Source organism: Halopseudomonas formosensis, assembly GCF_900115905.1.
In the GTDB taxonomy this organism is placed as follows: domain Bacteria; phylum Pseudomonadota; class Gammaproteobacteria; order Pseudomonadales; family Pseudomonadaceae; genus Halopseudomonas; species Halopseudomonas formosensis.
Genome location: NZ_FOYD01000001.1, coordinates 78727 through 96034, shown reverse-complemented (window position 1 = coordinate 96034; position 17308 = coordinate 78727). Strand labels below are relative to the sequence as shown.

19 protein-coding genes and 1 pseudogene are annotated in these 17308 nt (G+C 64.2%); 15 read left to right on the top strand and 5 right to left on the bottom strand.

The window, feature by feature from the left end; genetic code table 11:
• Positions 1 to 52: 52 nt before the first annotated feature.
• The 3 genes and pseudogenes from rhlB to yaaA all read left to right on the top strand — a co-directional run.
• Positions 53 to 1480, top strand: a pseudogene (gene rhlB / locus BM046_RS00485) (ATP-dependent RNA helicase RhlB); the annotation flags it as partial.
• A gap of 820 nt (positions 1481 to 2300) precedes the next feature.
• Positions 2301 to 3683: a PhoH family protein gene (locus BM046_RS00480; RefSeq protein WP_090535917.1), complete on the top strand. Its 1383-nt coding sequence runs from the start codon at positions 2301 to 2303 to the stop codon at positions 3681 to 3683.
• Positions 3684 to 3820: 137 nt separating this feature from the next.
• Entirely contained in the window at positions 3821 to 4597 is a 777-nt protein-coding gene (yaaA, locus tag BM046_RS00475) for a peroxide stress protein YaaA (protein ID WP_090535915.1), read from the top strand.
• Positions 4598 to 4615: 18 nt separating this feature from the next.
• On the opposite strand, the gene BM046_RS00470 is transcribed toward yaaA, so the two are convergent.
• The gene (locus tag BM046_RS00470) at positions 4616 to 5491 is read right to left on the bottom strand and encodes an alpha/beta fold hydrolase (protein WP_090535913.1); all 876 of its coding nucleotides are present in this window, start codon (positions 5489 to 5491) and stop codon (positions 4616 to 4618) included.
• Positions 5492 to 5585: 94 nt separating this feature from the next.
• Here BM046_RS00470 and BM046_RS00465 point away from each other — a divergent pair, with 94 nt between their 5' ends.
• Positions 5586 to 6326 carry a Crp/Fnr family transcriptional regulator gene (locus tag BM046_RS00465; protein ID WP_090535911.1) on the top strand — a complete coding sequence of 247 codons (741 nt, stop codon included), beginning with the start codon at positions 5586 to 5588 and terminating at the stop codon, positions 6324 to 6326.
• A 408-nt stretch (positions 6327 to 6734) separates the two neighbouring features.
• On the opposite strand, the gene BM046_RS00460 is transcribed toward BM046_RS00465, so the two are convergent.
• Positions 6735 to 7187 (bottom strand): flavodoxin domain-containing protein, encoded by a 453-nt coding sequence (locus tag BM046_RS00460; RefSeq protein WP_090535909.1) that lies wholly within the window; start codon positions 7185 to 7187, stop codon positions 6735 to 6737.
• Between the two features lie 133 nt (positions 7188 to 7320).
• Here BM046_RS00460 and folM point away from each other — a divergent pair, with 133 nt between their 5' ends.
• From folM to BM046_RS00435, 5 genes are read left to right on the top strand one after another with little or no spacing between them, the layout of a single operon-like run.
• Positions 7321 to 8022, top strand: a complete 702-nt coding sequence (gene folM, locus BM046_RS00455; RefSeq protein ID WP_090535907.1) for a dihydromonapterin reductase — start codon at positions 7321 to 7323, stop codon at positions 8020 to 8022.
• 12 nt (positions 8023 to 8034) lie between these two features.
• Positions 8035 to 8604 carry a GTP cyclohydrolase I FolE gene (gene folE / locus BM046_RS00450; protein WP_407046234.1) on the top strand — a complete coding sequence of 190 codons (570 nt, stop codon included), beginning with the start codon at positions 8035 to 8037 and terminating at the stop codon, positions 8602 to 8604.
• Between the two features lies 1 nt (position 8605).
• Positions 8606 to 8977 carry a dihydroneopterin triphosphate 2'-epimerase gene (gene folX / locus BM046_RS00445; protein WP_090535905.1) on the top strand — a complete coding sequence of 124 codons (372 nt, stop codon included), beginning with the start codon at positions 8606 to 8608 and terminating at the stop codon, positions 8975 to 8977.
• A gap of 10 nt (positions 8978 to 8987) precedes the next feature.
• Positions 8988 to 9329: a HopJ type III effector protein gene (locus BM046_RS00440; RefSeq protein WP_090535904.1), complete on the top strand. Its 342-nt coding sequence runs from the start codon at positions 8988 to 8990 to the stop codon at positions 9327 to 9329.
• A gap of 10 nt (positions 9330 to 9339) precedes the next feature.
• Positions 9340 to 9825, top strand: a complete 486-nt coding sequence (locus tag BM046_RS00435) for an RDD family protein (protein ID WP_090535903.1) — start codon at positions 9340 to 9342, stop codon at positions 9823 to 9825.
• Between the two features lie 158 nt (positions 9826 to 9983).
• Here the strand turns inward: BM046_RS00435 and lptG are convergent, their stop codons facing one another.
• Both lptG and lptF read right to left on the bottom strand, forming a co-directional pair.
• On the bottom strand, positions 9984 to 11045 hold the full coding sequence (lptG, locus tag BM046_RS00430) for an LPS export ABC transporter permease LptG (RefSeq protein WP_090535902.1): 1062 nt from the start codon (positions 11043 to 11045) through the stop codon (positions 9984 to 9986).
• Complete coding sequence (gene lptF / locus BM046_RS00425; protein ID WP_090535901.1) at positions 11032 to 12135, bottom strand: LPS export ABC transporter permease LptF; 1104 nt, start codon at positions 12133 to 12135, stop codon at positions 11032 to 11034. Before lptF ends, lptG begins: the two co-directional genes overlap by 14 nt.
• A 158-nt stretch (positions 12136 to 12293) precedes the next feature.
• Between lptF and BM046_RS00420 the strand changes: the two genes are divergently transcribed.
• The 3 genes from BM046_RS00420 (at position 12294) to BM046_RS00410 (ending at position 14799) form a co-directional block, all read left to right on the top strand.
• Complete coding sequence (locus BM046_RS00420; protein ID WP_090535900.1) at positions 12294 to 13775, top strand: leucyl aminopeptidase; 1482 nt, start codon at positions 12294 to 12296, stop codon at positions 13773 to 13775.
• A 112-nt stretch (positions 13776 to 13887) separates the two neighbouring features.
• Positions 13888 to 14319 (top strand): DNA polymerase III subunit chi, encoded by a 432-nt coding sequence (locus BM046_RS00415; RefSeq protein WP_090535899.1) that lies wholly within the window; start codon positions 13888 to 13890, stop codon positions 14317 to 14319.
• 3 nt (positions 14320 to 14322) lie between these two features.
• Positions 14323 to 14799, top strand: coding sequence for a hypothetical protein (locus tag BM046_RS00410; RefSeq protein ID WP_090535898.1), 477 nt, complete (start codon positions 14323 to 14325; stop codon positions 14797 to 14799).
• A gap of 250 nt (positions 14800 to 15049) precedes the next feature.
• Here BM046_RS00410 and BM046_RS00405 read toward each other — a convergent pair whose 3' ends face one another.
• Complete coding sequence (locus BM046_RS00405; RefSeq protein WP_090535897.1) at positions 15050 to 15475, bottom strand: CBS domain-containing protein; 426 nt, start codon at positions 15473 to 15475, stop codon at positions 15050 to 15052.
• Between the two features lie 284 nt (positions 15476 to 15759).
• Between BM046_RS00405 and BM046_RS00400 the strand changes: the two genes are divergently transcribed.
• From BM046_RS00400 to BM046_RS00390, 3 genes are all read left to right on the top strand, one after another.
• Entirely contained in the window at positions 15760 to 16521 is a 762-nt protein-coding gene (locus BM046_RS00400) for an SDR family oxidoreductase (RefSeq protein ID WP_090535896.1), read from the top strand.
• A gap of 174 nt (positions 16522 to 16695) precedes the next feature.
• Positions 16696 to 16959, top strand: a complete 264-nt coding sequence (locus BM046_RS00395) for a YegP family protein (RefSeq protein WP_090535894.1) — start codon at positions 16696 to 16698, stop codon at positions 16957 to 16959.
• On the top strand, positions 16931 to 17302 hold the full coding sequence (locus BM046_RS00390) for a hypothetical protein (RefSeq protein WP_090535892.1): 372 nt from the start codon (positions 16931 to 16933) through the stop codon (positions 17300 to 17302). Before BM046_RS00395 ends, BM046_RS00390 begins: the two co-directional genes overlap by 29 nt.
• Positions 17303 to 17308 lie beyond the last annotated feature (6 nt).

Sequence of the window (17308 nt, the reverse complement as noted above, 5' to 3'; positions counted from 1 at the left end):
CGGTTGGGTTGCTTTACACTCGGTGGTTCACATACCACATCGAGAGACCATTGTGCTCAAGGCACTGAAAAAATTATTCAAGCCGGGCAAGACACCGGCTCCTCACCACGAGACGCATATCGAGCCGGTGGCGGCGCCGATTGCGCCGGCAACGCCCGGCCCGGCCACCTCTGCACCGGCCGCGGCGTGCGACGACCGGCCGGCGAAGAAGGAAGGCCGTCAACGCCAGCGCCGGCAGAAGACCCAGGCACCCAAGGCCCCCGCCAAGCCCTGGTCGATCAATGATTTCGTAGTGGAACCGGCCGAAGGCAAGACCCGCTTCCACGACTTCCCCCTGCCGGACAGCCTGATGCGCGGTATTCAGGATCAGGGCTTCAAGTACTGCACCCCGATCCAGGCCCAGGTACTGGGCAGCACCCTGCTCGGTCACGACGCCATCGGCCGCGCCCAGACCGGTACCGGCAAGACCGCCGCCTTCCTCATTTCGACCATCACCCAGCTGCTGGAAACCCCGCCGCCGGACGAGCGCTACATGGGCGAGCCGCGGGCGCTGATCATTGCCCCGACCCGGGAACTGGTCATGCAGATCGCCAGCGATGCCGAAGGCCTGACCAGACACTGCGGGCTGAACGTCATGGCCTTCGTCGGCGGCATGGATTACGACAAGCAGCTCAAGCAACTGGAGCGCAAGTACTGCGACATCCTGGTAGCCACCCCGGGACGCCTGCTGGACTTCTGCAACCGTGGCGAAGTGCATCTGGATCTGGTCGAGGTACTGATCCTCGACGAGGCCGACCGCATGCTCGACATGGGCTTCATTCCCCAGGTGCGGCAGATCATCCGCCAGACCCCGCGCAAGGGCGACCGGCAGACCCTGCTGTTCTCCGCCACCTTCAGCGATGACGTGATGAACCTGGCCCAGCAGTGGACAGTGGATCCGGCCATCGTCGAGATCGAACCCGAGCGCCCCGCCTCGGAGAACATCACCCAGAAGGTCTACGCGGTCAGCAGCAGTGACAAGTACAAGCTGCTGTACAACCTGATCACCCAGCTGGAGCTGGACCGGGTCATGGTGTTCGCCAACCGCAAGGACGAGGTGCGCCGCATCCAGGAGCGCCTGATGCGCGATGGCATCGACGCCGCCCAGCTGTCCGGCGACGTGCCGCAGAACAAGCGGGTACGCACCCTGGAGAACTTCCGCGAAGGCAAGCTGCGGGTACTGGTCGCCACCGATGTCGCCGGCCGTGGTATTCACATCGACGGCATCAGCCACGTGATCAACTACACCCTGCCGGATGATCCGGAGGATTACGTGCACCGTATCGGCCGGACCGGCCGCGCCGGCGCCAAGGGCACCTCGATCAGCTTCGCCGGCGAGGACGACGCCTTCCAGCTGCCGCCGATCGAGGAGCTGCTGGGTGGCAAGCTGGAGTGCGTGCCGCCGGAGGAAGAACTGCTCAAGCCGGTACCCAAGCGCCACCGCAGCGCCGAGGAAAAGGCCGCCAACGATGCCATGGAAGCCGAACAGGCCGACGCCGCAGCCGCCAACCGCAAACGCTCCGGCGACCGCCGGGACGGCCGCCGCGACAACCGCCGCCCGCGCCGCTGACCGCGGCTCGGGCGCAGCGCGGATGGTGTAGCGCAGGTGCGCTACACCCCGGGCTGGCGGCCCGCCCGGGAACGCCACCCCCTGGGAACGTCGTACCCCTGGGAACGTCGAGCCCACGGGCCGCGATCGGACTCGATGAAATAGCCCCCGGCAACTCCGCGGACGAGCCGGTGCTCGTCCCTCCCAGGCAATGCCCCCACACTCCTGCCCACCCGTTCAGAACCGCCCCCCCCCAGGAACGTCGGGCCTCTGGGAACGTCGAGCCCACGGGCCGCGATCGGACTCGATGAAAGAGCCCTCTGGCAACTCCCCGGACGAGCCGGTGCTCGTCCCTCCCAGGCAATGCCCCCCACTCCCGTTCGCCCGGAAACACCGCCCTTCTGGGAACGCCGCCCCCTGGAAACGTCGAGCCCACGGGCCGCGATCGGACTCGATGAAAGAGCCCCCGACAAACTCCGCGGACCAGCCAGTGCTCGTCCCCCCCAGGGAAGCCGCGCCATGAGAAATTCAGGCAGTTTGTCTCAGCGCGCTTGAAGCCGTAACACTCTTTGCGCTATACCTCAATCAACCGACCGATGCCTGTCAGTGATCCATTGATACTGTCAGGCAATGTGAGTCGGCCCCGCAGACTGCCAGGAGCAGGTCAGCGCCTGATGCAGTCGTGCATATGGCCATTGCGAGGTAACAGCCCATGGAAGCGTGCGGAGCGACCCGACACACCTTCTACGTTCTCGACACCAACGTCCTCATCCACGACCCCAATGCCCTGCTCAACTTCGAAGAGCACCACGTCATCATCCCGATGACCGTCCTTGAAGAACTCGACAAGCTCAAATCCGGCAAGACCAGCACCGCCGCCGACTGCCGCCAGGCGATCCGACTGATAGACCATACCCTCGCCGATGCACCGCCCGACCTGGTGGAATCCGGGGTCCCCATCCAGCGCGGCAAGGCCGGCCCCAACGGCACCCTTGCCATCCTCATGGACCGCACCCCTACCCCCGCGCACTGCCTGCCCAACGACCTCAACGACAACAAGATCATCAACCAGCTCTGCCAACTCCAGCACCGCCACCCCGAAGACCGCATCGTACTGGTGTCCAAGGACATCAACATGCGCCTGAAGGCACGCGCCTGCGGTATCGATGCCGAGGATTACCACACCGACCAGCTGCTGGATGACATCAACCTGCTCGCCCGGGGTTACCACCAGATCGAGGGCTCCTTCTGGGACCGTGCCAGCCGGGTGGAAACCCGCCAGCTGACCGGGCAGACCCTGCACGACGTGCAGCTGGTCGACAACCTCCCGGCTCTGCACATCAACGACTTCATCCTCGACGAACAGGGCTTCGTCGGCCAGATCAAGGCGGTGGACGGGGTCAATCTGCAGGTGCTGGACATGCACCGCGAGCCGCTGCTGCACCAGGAGGCCTGGGGCCTGCGCCCGCGTGACATCTTCCAGGCACTTGCCATGCATGCTCTGCTCGACCCGGATATCCATCTGGTCAACCTGACCGGCGCTGCGGGCTCGGGCAAGACCATTCTGGCGCTGGCTGCGGCCATCGAGCAGACCATGGTGACCAAGACCTACCGGCGCATCATCGCCACCCGCAGCACCCAGGGGCTGGACGAGGACATCGGTTTTCTGCCGGGCACCGAGAAGGAGAAGATGGAGCCCTGGCTCGGCGCCATCACCGACAACCTGGAAGCCCTGCACATGGATGACGAATGCACCCACAGTAGCGTCGAGTACATCCTCGACCGGGTGCCGCTGCAGTTCAAATCGCTGAACTACATCCGCGGGCGCAGTTTCCAGCAGAGCTTCATCCTGATCGACGAGAGCCAGAACCTCACCCCGCACCAGATCAAGACCATCATCACCCGCGCCGGCAACGGCTCCAAGGTGGTCTGTCTGGGCAACCTGGCACAGATCGACACCCCCTACCTGAACGCCACCAGCTCGGGGCTGACCTACCTGACCGAGTGCTTCAAGGACTTCCCCCACGGCGTCCACATCCACCTGCAGGGAGTCCCCCGCTCGATCCTCGCCGAGTACGCGGAAACCCACCTGTAACCCGACACCCTCTCTCCCCTTGCGGGAGAGGGGGCAGGTTTCCCCATCCCCCATGAATTCCCTGTATCACCCCCATTGGGAGCCATACCCGGTTCGGTGCGGCATAATAGACGCAACGAATCAAAGGAGCCCCTGTCATGCTGATGGTGATATCCCCTGCCAAGACCCTGGACTATGAAACCGCGCCGGTGACCGCGCGCCATACCCTGCCCCGCTACCTCGACCACAGCCACGAGCTGATCAAGGTGCTGCGGGACAAGTCGCCCCAGGAAATCGGCAAGCTGATGTCCATCTCCGACAAGCTGGCCGCACTGAACGTGGCCCGCTACGGCAGCTGGAGCGAGGAGTTCACCACCGCCAACAGCAAACAGGCACTGCTGGCCTTCAAGGGTGATGTGTATACCGGATTGCACGCCGAGGATTTCAGTGAAGAGGATTTCGATTTCGCCCAGCAGCATCTGCGCATGCTGTCGGGACTGTACGGCATCCTGCGCCCGCTGGACCTGATGCAACCCTACCGGCTGGAGATGGGTACCAAGCTGGCCAACCCCCGGGGCAAGGACCTGTACAGTTTCTGGGGCGAGGAGCTCACCGAGTGGCTGAACGGGGATCTGGCCGAGCAGGGGGATGACATCCTGCTCAACCTCGCCTCCCAGGAATACTTCGGCGCGGTCAAGCCGAAGGCCCTCAAGGGCCGGCTGATCGAGGCGGTATTCAAGGACCAGAAGAACGGTCAGTACAAGATCATCAGCTTCCACGCCAAGAAAGCCCGCGGCCTGATGGCGCGCTACGTGATCAAGGAGCGCCTGCGCGATCCCGAAGGCCTGAAGGACTTCAATCTGGAGGGCTATTACTACGACCCGGCCAGCTCCAGCGAGAACACCCTGGTGTTCCTGCGCGACGAGCAGCGCTGAGTCCGCGACTGCCCGGCGTCAGAGGCGGTCGCGGAAGTCGAGGTAGTGCCTGAGCACCTGCTCCGGCGCCTCGACCTGCGGGTAATGGCCGATACCCTCCAGCAGTACGGTATCGGCATTGGCGATCAGCTGGTGATAGCGCTCGACCATGTGCGCACCGGAGATGGGGTCCGCCGCCCCGTCGATCACCCGCAGCGGCACAGCGGTCTGCTGCATGGCGCTGACCCAGCGATCCCGGTGTACCGGGCGCTCGGCCATGTAACGGATCAACCGGTGCATCACCGCCGGGCCGTTGTGGGTGATGATCAGGGTCCAGAAGGCGTCCAGCTCCTGCTCGCTGGGCTGGGTCTGCGGGCCGAAGATGCGGCTGAAGGTGCCGGCCATCCGCTCCCGGGAGAAGCGCCGGCCGATCAGAAAACCGATCGGGCTCATCAGCAGCTTCTGCAGCAATACCGGGTGGTGGGTCTCCGGAAACAGCCCGCCGTTGAGAAAACACATGCTCAGCAGCCGGGACTCGCCCTCATGATCCCGGGCCAGCAGCTCCTGGGCGACACTGTCGCCGTAGTCATGGGCCAGCACATGGTATTGCTCCACGCCGAGATGGCTGAGCAGCGCCTGCTGGATATCCGCCTGCTCGAGCAGGCTGTAGGCATGGCCCCGCGGCTTGGCGGAGAAGCCAAAGCCGAGCATATCGCAGGCGATCACCCGGTAACGTTGGGTCAGCGGCTCCCACAGATAGTGCCAGTCCCAGGCGCCACTGGGAAAACCATGGATCAGCAGCAAGGGGGCACCACTTCCGGCCTCCCAATAGCGCAGCCGGTGCTCGCCGAACATGAAGTCCCGGCCCGCCGCCGCCCACTGCTCGATCGGAATGCCCGCCATCTTTACCATCATCCACACCCCCAGCCTTGTTAACGGTCCCGCCAACCGGTGCCAGCAGCAGCCGGATACGGCATACTGGCCAATCCAGTTCAGGAGAGTCTAAGGCGTGACTGACGACAGCACTGTCAATCAGCTTACAGTGTCCGCCGGCGTGACCGAGCGGCATGTGGAGTTGCTGCACAGGAATCACTGGTTCCGCGGCCTTCCGGCGGATGCCATCAGCGAGATGGTCGGCATGGCCCGGCTGCGGCGGCTGGAAGACGGCCAGCGTCTGCATGCCCAGGGTGACCTGCCGGATGGCCTGTATGGCGTCAGCACCGGGGCGATGCGGATCAGCAGCACCGGTGCCGACGGCCGCGAGGCGCTGCTGACCATTCTCAGTCCCGGCAACTGGTTCGGCGAGATATCGCTGTTCGATGGCCTGCCCCGCACCCACGATGCCCACGCCATGGGTCCCACCGAGGTGCTGGTGATCCCGCGCCGGGAGTTCCACCAGCTGCTGGAACGCCGCCCCGAACTGTACCCGCACTTCATGCGCCTGCTGTGCCTGCGCCTGCGCCACTCCTTCAGCATGCTCGAGGACAGCGCCCTGCTGCCCCTGCCCGCACGCCTGGCCAAGCGCCTGCTGATGCATGCCCAGCAGTACAGCGAGCCGGGGCCGGGTGGAGATCGCCTGTCTATCCAGCTGTCCCAGGAAACCCTGGGGCTGATGCTCAACAGCTCACGCCAGAGCATCAACCGCCTGCTGAAACAGTTCGAACAGGCCGGCTGGGTGCAGATCCACTACAGCCAGATCAGCATCCTCGACGAAGCCGCCCTGACCCGGGTCGCCACCGGCAGCCTGTAGGAGCACACGCCCGGGTGCGAATCACTGCCTGCCCGCTTCGCACCGGGGGCGGTGCTCCTACAAAAAAACCTCACCCAGCCCCCGCCCCCGTAGGAGCACCCGCCCCGGGTGCGAATGACTGTCTGCCCGGTTCGCACCGGAGCGGTGCTCCTACAAAAAAACTTCACCCAGCCTCCGCCCCCGTAGGAGCACCCGCCCCGGGTGCGAATGACTGCGTGCCCGGTTCGCACCGGGGCGGTGCTCCTACAAAAAACCTCACGCCGCCTCCGCCCCCGTAGGAGCACCCGCCCCGGGTGCGAATGACTGCTCGCCCGGTTCGCACCGGGGCGGTGCTCCTACAAGAACCTCACCCGGCCCCGTCCCCTGTAGGAGCACCCGCCCCGGGTGCGAAGGGGGCCCGCGTGACTTCTACCCCTTCAACGCCGCCACAAACTCATCCAGCCAGGGCTTGGCATCTTCTTCGGGGGTTACCGTCTCGCTGGCGTCCAGGCGCAGCATGGGCAGCAGCTCCCTGGCCTGCACTTCCAGCAGCAGTTCACGCAGCTGCTCGCCGCCCTGGCAGAAGGTATCGCCGTAGCCGGAGTCGCCCAGCGCGATGACCCCGAAGGGCTTTTCGGTCAGTAGGGGAAAGCGCGATTGCAGCTCGTAGTAGAAGTCCTGGATGCTCGCCGGCAGTTCACCCATGCCGGTGGTCGAGCAGCACGCCAGCAGCGCTTCGGCATCGGCGGCGAGCAGCGCGTCTACCGTCACCGGCTTGAGGCGGGTCACCTGCAGGCCCGCCGCGCGGCACCGCTCGGCCGCCATGTCCGCCACTTCGTCGGCGGTACCGAAAACCGATCCACTGAAAATCGCCAGATGCATTGTCACTCCCGTCAGTTCACATGGTGGCCGGCCATTATGCCCGGAAGCGCCGCGGCTGTCCGACCCGGCAGGGCCCCAGCCCGCAGTCGGCATGGTAAGATAGCCGGTCCATGCACCTGACCCTGCCCGGCCAATGACAGAGAAACCGACCATTCTGATTACCGGTGGCGCCCAGCGCATCGGACTGCACTGCGCCCAGCGCCTGGTGGAGGATGGTTACCGGGTGATCATCACCTGCCGGCAGGCTCGCCCGGAGTGGCAGGACAATCCGCTGCAGGGCATCGAGGTGTTGCTGGCTGACTTCTCCAGCGTTGAGGGCATCCGCCGGCTCATCGACACCCTGATCGAACGCCGTGTGCGCCTGCGGGCGCTGATTCACAACGCCTCGATCTGGGACAACGATGACCAGGGCGCCGACGCGCTGCAGCAAATGTTCATGGTGCACATGCAGGCGCCCTACCTGCTGAACCTGGCCAGCGACCAGCTGTTCGACCCCGTGCAGGTCGGCGACATCATCCATATCAGCGATCATGTGGCTCAGCGCGGCAGCGCCCGGCACATTGCCTACAGTGCCAGCAAGGCCGGGCTGGAAGGTCTGAGCCGCTCCTTCGCGGCCAGACTGGCGCCGCGCATCAAGGTCAACACCATCGCCCCGGCGCTGATCATGTTCAACGAAGGCGATACACCCGAATACCGCGAGAAGGCGCTGGCCAAATCCGCGCTGGGCATCGAGCCCGGCCCCGAGGTTGTCTATCAGTCCATCCGCTATCTCATGGACAACCCCTACGTCACAGGCACCTGCCTCGACCTCAACGGTGGCAGGAACCTCAAATGAACCGACACGAGAATGCCAATGAGCCTTGAAAAGCTGACCAGCAATTACCACGACATCCTCACCAACCTGGGTGAGAATCCCGAACGCGAAGGGCTCAAGGGCACCCCCCAGCGTGCCGCCAAGGCCATGCAGTTTCTCTGTCGCGGCTACCAGCAATCGCTGGAGGAAATCGTCAACGGCGCGCTGTTCGAGTCCTCCAGTGACGAGATGGTGATCGTCAAGAACATCGAGCTCTACTCCCTGTGCGAGCACCACATGCTGCCCTTCATCGGCAAGGCCCATGTGGCCTATCTGCCGGCGGGCAAGGTGATCGGCCTGTCCAAGGTCGCCCGCATCGTCGACATGTTCGCCCGCCGTCTGCAGATTCAGGAGAGCCTGACCCGGCAGATCGCCGAGGCCGTGCAGACGGTCACCGATGCCCGGGGCGTGGCCGTGGTGATCGAGGCCCGACACATGTGCATGATGATGCGCGGCGTGGAGAAGCAGAACTCGTCAATGATGACCTCGGTGATGCTCGGCGCCTTCCGCGAATCCTTCAACACCCGCCAGGAATTTCTGCAACTGATCGGACGGGACAACTGAGATGCAGCAGCTGCAACCCGGCATGGCGCGGATCAGGATCAAGGACCTGCGCCTGCGCACCTACATCGGCATCAAGGAAGAAGAGATCAACAACCGGCAGGATGTGGTGATCAACGCCACCATCCTCTATCCGGCGGACAACGCGGTGGAGATCAACCAGATCGAGCACGCGCTCAACTACCGGACCATCACCAAGGCGATCATCAGTCATGTGGAAAGCAACCGCTTTGCCCTGCTGGAGCGCCTGACCCAGGAAGTGCTGGATATCGTCATGGACAACGAACAGGTGCGTTACGCCGAGGTGGAAGTGGACAAGCCCCATGCCCTGCGTTTTTCCGAATCGGTATCCATCACCCTGAGCGCAGCACGCTGAGAGGCCACCCATGACGCTGACTGCCGAGCAATTCAAGTCGCGCCTGGGCACTCCCCAGCATCGCTTCGCCGACACCCTGGCGTTCATCGAGCAGCATTACCACTACCAGCCCAGCGGCTTTCACAACGGGCCGCTGTACAACAGCGCGGAGCAGAACCAGGGCTCCTGCCGCCTGCTGGCGATGGCTCAGGATCTCGGGCTGGATACCCAGCAGGCCCTGCATTGCTTTGCCGAGCATTATCAGGGGGTGCTGGATGATCCGACCGGCAGCGAACACGCCAATATCCGTACCCTGATGCAACACGGCCTGGAAGCGGTGCGCTTCGACCGGCCGCCCTTGACCCGACGTTAACGGAGCAGACATGGCCGTCAAGCAACTCCACCCCCAGGGCGACTTTCCCGCCCCCGGCATTTTCCGCCGGGTCGCCAGCGCCTTCTACGACATGATGCTGTGCCTGGCGATGCTCATGGTGCTGACCCTGGTCTACCAGCAGGTCGTGCTGCGGATGATCTATGGTGCGGAGACGCTGGAGGCCATGTCCAACGCCGGTCAGCTGGACCGCGACCCGCTGCTGACGGTGCTGATGGTCCTGGCCATCTACGGCTTCTTCATGCTGTTCTGGACCCTGCGCGGACAGACCCTGGGCATGCAGGCCTGGCGCTTGCGCGTGCAGCAGCCCGACGGCACCTCCATCACCCGCCGTCAGGCGATCAACCGGGTAAGCGTCTCGCTGGTCAGCTGGCTGTGTGGCGGGCTGGGCATCTGGTGGGCGCTGTGGGACAAGCAGTCCCGCACCTGGGCGGATATCGCCTCCGGCACCCGCACCGTGGTACTGCCCAAGACCTGAGCTTGGGGAGAGATTGCTGGACGAGCTGGTGCTCGTCCCTCCCAGGGTCCCGACACTCCTGCCCGCCCGGAAACGCCACCCCCCCTGGGAACGTCGAGCACTAGCTCGATGATGGAGTTCCCGGCAGAATGTGCTCCTCCCTCCCGGGTCCTTTCAGCTCATCCCGCCCGGCGGATCAGCCACATGCCCATCACTACCAGGATGAGGATAGGTGCCACTACCGCGATCAGTGGGGAGAAGCCGAATACCAGACTCGACGGACCCAGCAGGTCCTGGAGGATGCGGAAACTGAAGCCCACCAGCACCCCGGTGAATACCCGCTGGCCGAGCGTTACCGAGCGCAGCGGGCCGAAAATGAAGGAGATGGCGACAAACACCAGCGCCGCCGTGGTCACCGGTTGCAGCAGCTTCTTCCAGAAGGCCAGCCAGTACTGGCTGTTGTTCAGTCCCTGATTGGCCAGATAGCTCTGGTAATGCCATATGCCTCGCAGCGGCAGCACGTCCGGATCCAGCAGCACCACGCGCAGCAGGCTGGGTGACAGGCCGACATCCCAGCGCTGCTGTTCATGTTGTTCGACGCGGCTGGTGCCGTCGTCCTCGAACAGGGTCGCGGCGACCTCCTGCAGCAGCCAGTGTTCCTCTTCCACACTGGCCCGGGTGGCGAAGCTGGCCTCGATCAGCCGGCGCTCGTCGTCGAAGCGGTAGCGGGTGATGCCATGCAGGGTGCCGTTGGGGTGCACCGCGTTGATGTGGATGAAGTCGTTTCCTTCCCGGTGCCACAGGCCCTTGGACTTGACCGCAGAGCCACTGCCTACCGCCAGCGCCCGGCGGCTGTCGGCCAGATTCTCGGTATAGGGCACCACGTATTCGCCCAGCAGCACCCCGGCGATCATCAGCGCCAGCAGCGGCTTGAGCACGGAGCCCATGATGCGCCCGATGGAAACCCCGGAGGCGCGCATGACCGTCAGTTCGGAATTGCTGGCCAGGGTCCCCAGTCCGATCAGGCAGCCGACCAGCGCCGCCATCGGCAGCAGGTCATACAGCCTGCGCGGCAGGGTCAGGAAAACATAGAGCAGCGCCTGCAGCGCGCCATAGTCCCCTTCCAGGTCCTCCAGCTCACCGATATAGGCGAACAACAGATCCAGCCCGACGATGATCAGCGCCACGGTCAGGACGCTGAGCAGCACAGTAGTGCCGATGTGCCGATCAAGCAGCCGCATGGGCACCCCCTTTCGGACCGGAGGGCGCAGTCAGGGCGCGGAAATTCAGCATCACCCCGATCGCCAGAAACACCAGATGCACCCACCACAGACCGATGGCCGCCGGGGTCTTGCCGGCTTCCATCCAGCCCCGGGCGCTGACCAGCAGCGCCAGGTAGGCCATGTAGAGAATGATCGCCGGAATCAGCTTGAGAAAGCGGCCCTGACGCGGATTGACCCGCGCCAGCGGTACGGCAAAGAAGGCGACGATGGGCACCAGCAGCGGCACCGCCAGGCGCCACTGCAGCTCGGCGCGGTTTTTCAGGTCATCACTGCCCAGCAGCTGGCGGGTCGGCATGGCTTCCCTGTCGGTGATTTCCTGGATCACCTCCGGCTTGGGCAGCAGCACGCCGTAGCGGTCGTACTGGATGGTGCGGAAATCCGCCGAGCCCGGCCGACCGTCATAGCGGTAGCCGTTGTGCAGCACCAGGTAGCGGCTGCCATCGGCAGTCAGTTCCTGACGCCCGCCCTCGGCCACGAGCACGCCGACCGAGGCGTCCTCACCGGACCCGGTGCGCTCTGCGATGAACACGGTTTCCAGCTCGGTGCGGTCCTCGGACAGGCCAGCGGCGTAGGTCACCCGCTGGCCGCTGCCCAGGGTCTGGAAGCGTCCTGCGGCCAGGGTATCGAACTCGGTCATGGCGTCCTGTTCGTTGAACAGCTGCTGGGTCTTGAGCACGCCAGCCGGCGCCACCCAGAGGCTCAACCAGGCCACCAGCAGCGCCACCAGCAGCGCTGGGCCCTGGGTATACCCGAGGATCCTGCGGTCGCTGACGCCGGTCGCCGAGAGCACGGCCATTTCGCTGTCCAGGTACATGCGTCCGTAGGCGAGCAGGATGCCCAGGAACATGGCCAGGGGCACGATCAGTACCAGAAAGCCGGGCACCCGAAAGGCCATGATGGTGAACAGCACGCCCGGGTCCAGCTGCCCTGCTGCAGCCTGTGCCAGATACTTGATGAAGCGGCCGCTCATGATGATGATCAGCAGCACACCGCTGACCGCAGCCAGCGTGGTCAACACCTCGCGGCTGAGGTATCGGAATACGATCACACTTTTTTTCCTTGAGTCCGGGGCTTTATGGGCCAGCGGGAATAGGCCAGAATGCTGCACAGCACTTCTATGTAGAAATGACTGCTCTCCGCCGCCACAAGCCGGTCGTGATGGGCAGCATTATCGGTCAATCCACCTGATTTGTCTTGGGGAGTACCATGGAGTTCAACGTCAAACACGGCGCACTGGCAACCATCAAAACCGGCTGCCTGGTGGTCGGCATCAGCGAAGCCAAAACCCTCACCGGCCCTGCCGCCGAACTGGATGCCACCAGCGGCGGCCAGATCAGCGCCGCCATCAAGCGCGGCGACATCACCGGTAAATCTGGCCAGAGCCTGATGCTGTTTGCCCTGCCGGGCATCAGTGCCCAGCGGGTACTGCTGGTGGGTACCGGCAAGGACGAGCTGAACGACCGCAGCTTCCGCAAGCTGGTTGCCGGCGTCATCGGCGGCCTGAAGAGCGGCGGCGCCACGGACGCCCTGCTGGCCCTCGCCGCCCTGCCGGTCAAGGACCGCGACCTCTACGCCCGTACCCGCCTGCTGGTGCAGACCACCCGCGAGAGCCTGTATCAGTTCGACCAGTTCAAGAGCAAGAAGGCCGACAAGCCGCGGCTGAAGAAATGCACCCTGTGGACGGCGGACAAGGCCGATGCCGAAATCCTGAAGCGGGCCATCGCCCACGGTCAGGCGATCAGCGACGGCGCCAGCCTGACCCGCGATCTCGGCAACCTGCCGGGCAATGTCTGCACCCCCTCCTATCTGGCCACTCAGGCCAGGGAACTGGCCGAGCAGCACGGGCTGGAAGTGGAAGTGCTGGAGGAGAAGGACATGCAGGCCCTGGGCATGGGCTCGCTGCTGTCGGTCAGCGCCGGCAGCGCTGAACCGGCCAAGCTGATCCGCCTCAGCTACCAGGGCGCCGGCAAGGCCCAGCCCCATGTGCTGGTCGGCAAGGGCATCACCTTCGATACCGGTGGCATCAGCCTCAAGCCCGGTGCCGGCATGGACGAGATGAAGTACGACATGTGCGGTGCCGCCACCGTACTGGGCGTGCTCAAGGCCGTGGCCAGCCTGCAGCTGCCAATCAACCTGACCGGCATCATTGCCGCCGCGGAGAACATGCCGAGCGGCACCGCCACCAAGCCCGGTGACATCGTCACCAGCATGTCCGGCCAGACCATCGAGATCCTCAACACCGACGCCGAAGGCCGTCTGGTGCTGTGCGACGCCCTGACCTACGCCGAGCGCTTCAACCCCGCCAGCGTGGTCGATATCGCCACCCTCACCGGTGCCTGCGTGGTCGCCCTGGGTGCGCATACCACCGGCATCATGGGCAATGACGACACGCTGGTGGCGCAACTGCTGGACGCCGGCCGCCAGGCCGATGACCGTGGCTGGCAGCTGCCGCTGTTCGACGAGTACCAGGAGCAGCTGGACAGCCCCTTCGCCGACATCGCCAACATCGGCGGGCCCAAGGCCGGCACCATCACCGCCGCCTGCTTCCTGTCGCGTTTCACCAAGGCCTATCGCTGGGCGCATATGGATATCGCCGGAACCGCCTGGACCAGCGGCGGCAAGGACAAGGGTGCGACCGGCCGTCCGGTCCCCCTGCTGACCCAGTACCTGCTCAACCAGGCTGGCTGAAGCCCCGCACTCTGACTGCGGGCCAGTACAAGGGCCCGGCACCCCGCCGGACCTTGTGCTCCCGGCCCGCAGCCTGTAGCGTGCAGCTCAAATTCCGTATCCCCGACCTGTCATGACCCGAATCGATTTCTACGTTCTCAACAGCTACAGCAGCAACGCCCGACTGCAGTTTGCCTGCCGGCTGGCGTACAAGGCCTGGCAGCATAACCGCCGGGTCTACCTGCACTGCGGCAGCGAGCAGGAAGCCGAAGAGCTGGACGAACTGCTGTGGTCATTCCGCCCCGATACCTTCCTGCCCCACGCCCTGTACGAATGCCATGGGGACGAGCCGGTGGTCTGTGGCTGGGGTCGCGAACCAGACCCCTACAATGACCTGCTGATCAATCTGAGCAACGAGACGCCCGAGTTCTTCAGCCGCTTCAACCGTCTGGCGGAAATCCTCGTCAATCATGAACCGATCATCGTTCCGGCCCGCGAACGCTTTCGCTTTTACCGCGATCGGGGCTATCCTCTGGACACTCATCAGATACGGATAGCAGGATGAAGCATGAAGCAACGCGAGCCAAAGGACCGGAAAGGCTTGCTGCAGGATCTGGAGTCCATCCGCACTCTGCTGGATGAAGAGCAGCCTGCGCAGACCCTGGACATTCCCCTGCTGGAGGACATCATCACCTCCGGCACCGATCGGCCGGAGCCGGAACCGACTCCACCCCCTACCGCCTCAGCCGAGAAGGCGCCCAATCCCTTTCTTCCCTATGAATCCCTGGCCAAGCTGGCGGGCGAGCGCGTGCAGCTCGAACGCCTGCTGCAACAGAGCCTGAGCCCGACCACGCCCAGCCCGCACACCGGCGCCCGGGAGGTGAGGATGGAGGAGCGCCTGCATGCCGATGCGCAGCTGATCATGCAGGACGTGATCGACGAGATACTGCCCCTGATCGAGGCGGAGCTGCGCAAGCGACTGAACGGCCGCTTGCAGCAACTGGTGGAGGAACAACTGGACCGGGAGGGGAGCGCCGGTCTCTGATTCCGGGCACTCCCCTGCCCCGCGGGTCAGTCCTCGTGGGGCGGCTCGCCCAGCAACTCGAGCGCCTCACCCAGTACCGCAACGGACTCCGCATGGCGTCCGGCCTCATGCAGATCAGATGCTCTCCTTCGGCGCGCAGCTCCGGGCCGACCGTCCACGACCCAGTCGGTAACAACTGCGGGCAAGAACCCGCGCCAGAGCCGCGCAGGGCTCGGAGCTCGCGGAAAAATGAGAAGCGGAGCACATCCTTTCACTCTTCCGACGCAGAAGCCCGCCCTTCGCGGATGATCTCGATCAGCGCATTGAGCGCGTCAGTGGCGGTGAAGATGCCCAGCAGGGCGCCCTCCTCATCCTTGACGATGACACTGCCCACCTTGCGTTCGGACATCAGGAAGGCGACCTCGTCCAGGGGTGTCGAAGCGGTCACACTCAGCGGGTTCTCGGCCATGATATCCGAGGCCTGCACCTGGAACTTCTCCGCCGCACTGAGGCCGGCGAACAGCCGCACATCCCTGTCACTGACGATACCTACCACGGCGCCATCCTGAACTATGGGCAGGTGGCGGATACCATGGCGTTCCATCAGCAAGCGCAGATCATCGACCATTGTGCTGGCATCCGCCCTGACGGGATCGGGAGTGGTGAACTCTTCCACCGGAACTTGAATGGGCAGCATGGCAACTCTCCTGTTAACCACCGCGAGATGCGGATACGTCTCACAGCATGGTTCACCATATCTGCCGGAATATCAATTGACCCAGGGCAAGCTCAGCGGGGTTCGGCGATTTCGGTCCGTTTGGGTAGCCCGGGCACGACCGGCCCGGCCGTGACTCATCATCCATGCTCATGGCCCATGAACAAGCTTCCTGATGCAGCGTGCCATCCGCCGTCGCGTTGATATTCTTGAGCGACGGACAGGCGGCGGTATGGGACCGCCGCCATCGCTCAGGAGAACACACCATGGGTTCAGCGTTTTCGGGCAAGGTCGTACTGATCACAGGGGCCGCTGCCGGCATCGGCAAGGCCACCGCCCAGGCCTTTGCCGCTGAAGGGGCGCGGCTGATTCTGGCGGATATCGACACCAGCAATGGCGAGGCGACAGTGGCAGCCATCCGCGAGCAGGGCGGTGATGCGGTCTTCTGCCAGTGCAACGTGGCCGATGCCGCCCAGGTCCAGTCCATGCTGGAGATGATCGAACGCGACTACGGCCGGCTGGACTGCGCCTTCAACAACGCCGGGGTCGAGTTCGAGCAGGACAAGCTGGCCGACGGCGACGAAACCGTGTTCGACCGCATCATGGACGTCAACGTCAAGGGCGTCTGGCAGTGCATGCGCTTCGAGATTCCGCTGATGCTCAAGAGCGGTGGCGGCGCCATCGTCAACACCGCCTCGATCGCCGCCCTGGGCGCAGCACCGAAGATGAGCATCTACGCCGCCAGCAAGCACGCGGTGCTGGGACTGACCCGCTCGGCGGCAGTGGAATATGGCTTCAGGGGAGTACGCATCAATGCCGTGTGCCCGGCGGTGATCGACACCGACATGTACCGCCGCGCGGTGGAAGCCGAGCCGCGCAAGGCCGAATCCGTCGCCAGGCTGCACCCCATAGGTCGTATCGGCCGGGCCGAGGAAGTGGCCGCGGCGGTGCTCTACCTGTGTTCCGATGCCGCCAGTTTCACCACCGGCATCGCCCTGCCGGTCGACGGTGGCAGCACCTGCATCTGAGCTGAAGTCAGCGGAGCCCCTGCCCGTGGGCGCCGGGGCCCCGCAGCCTGGACTCATCCGTCCCTCACATCCTCATTTCTGGTCAAGCGCAGCGGCAGCTTCTACGCTGCAATGGCGTATGTAAAAAGCCGGCGCAATACCGCGATGACTATCCGTCATTACCGGGAAAAGCGTATGACAGGCAAATTCGAGGTGTATCAGGACAAGGCGGGCGAGTACCGCTTCCGGCTCAAGGCGGCCAATGGGCAGAACATTCTTGCAAGTGAAGGATACAAAGCCAAGGCGAGCTGCTTGAGCGGCATCGAATCAGTAAAGAGCAACGCACCGGATGACAGCCGCTACGCCAAAGCAGACCAGGACGATACAAGCCCCTGTGGTACAGTAGCCACAAATCCATCGGACAATTCGCATGCTCATATACCTTCTGATCGCCTGTGACCGCCTTGAGGACAAGCAGGAGAAGAAACTCCGGCAGAATCTGCCCGAACTGCAGGTCGCCTTGCAGGCCTACGTCGAGTCCAACGCCGCGCACGACGTTACCTTGATCAATGAATGCGAGAGCGATGATTGCGAAGACTGGCAGCTGGGCATCAGCCAGCCGGTGAGCAAGAAGATTCACCTCAACCCGCCGGTGGATCTGTTCAACCGCCTGGCCGAGCAACATGGCATTGATTGCGAGGTGGGCTATATCGAGGATGGTGTCCGGGAGCCGGTCAGTTATTTCGGCAAGTATGAGGGCAAGGGTGAAGCCTTCCTGATAGCCGAGTACCTGGCCTTATAGCTCAGC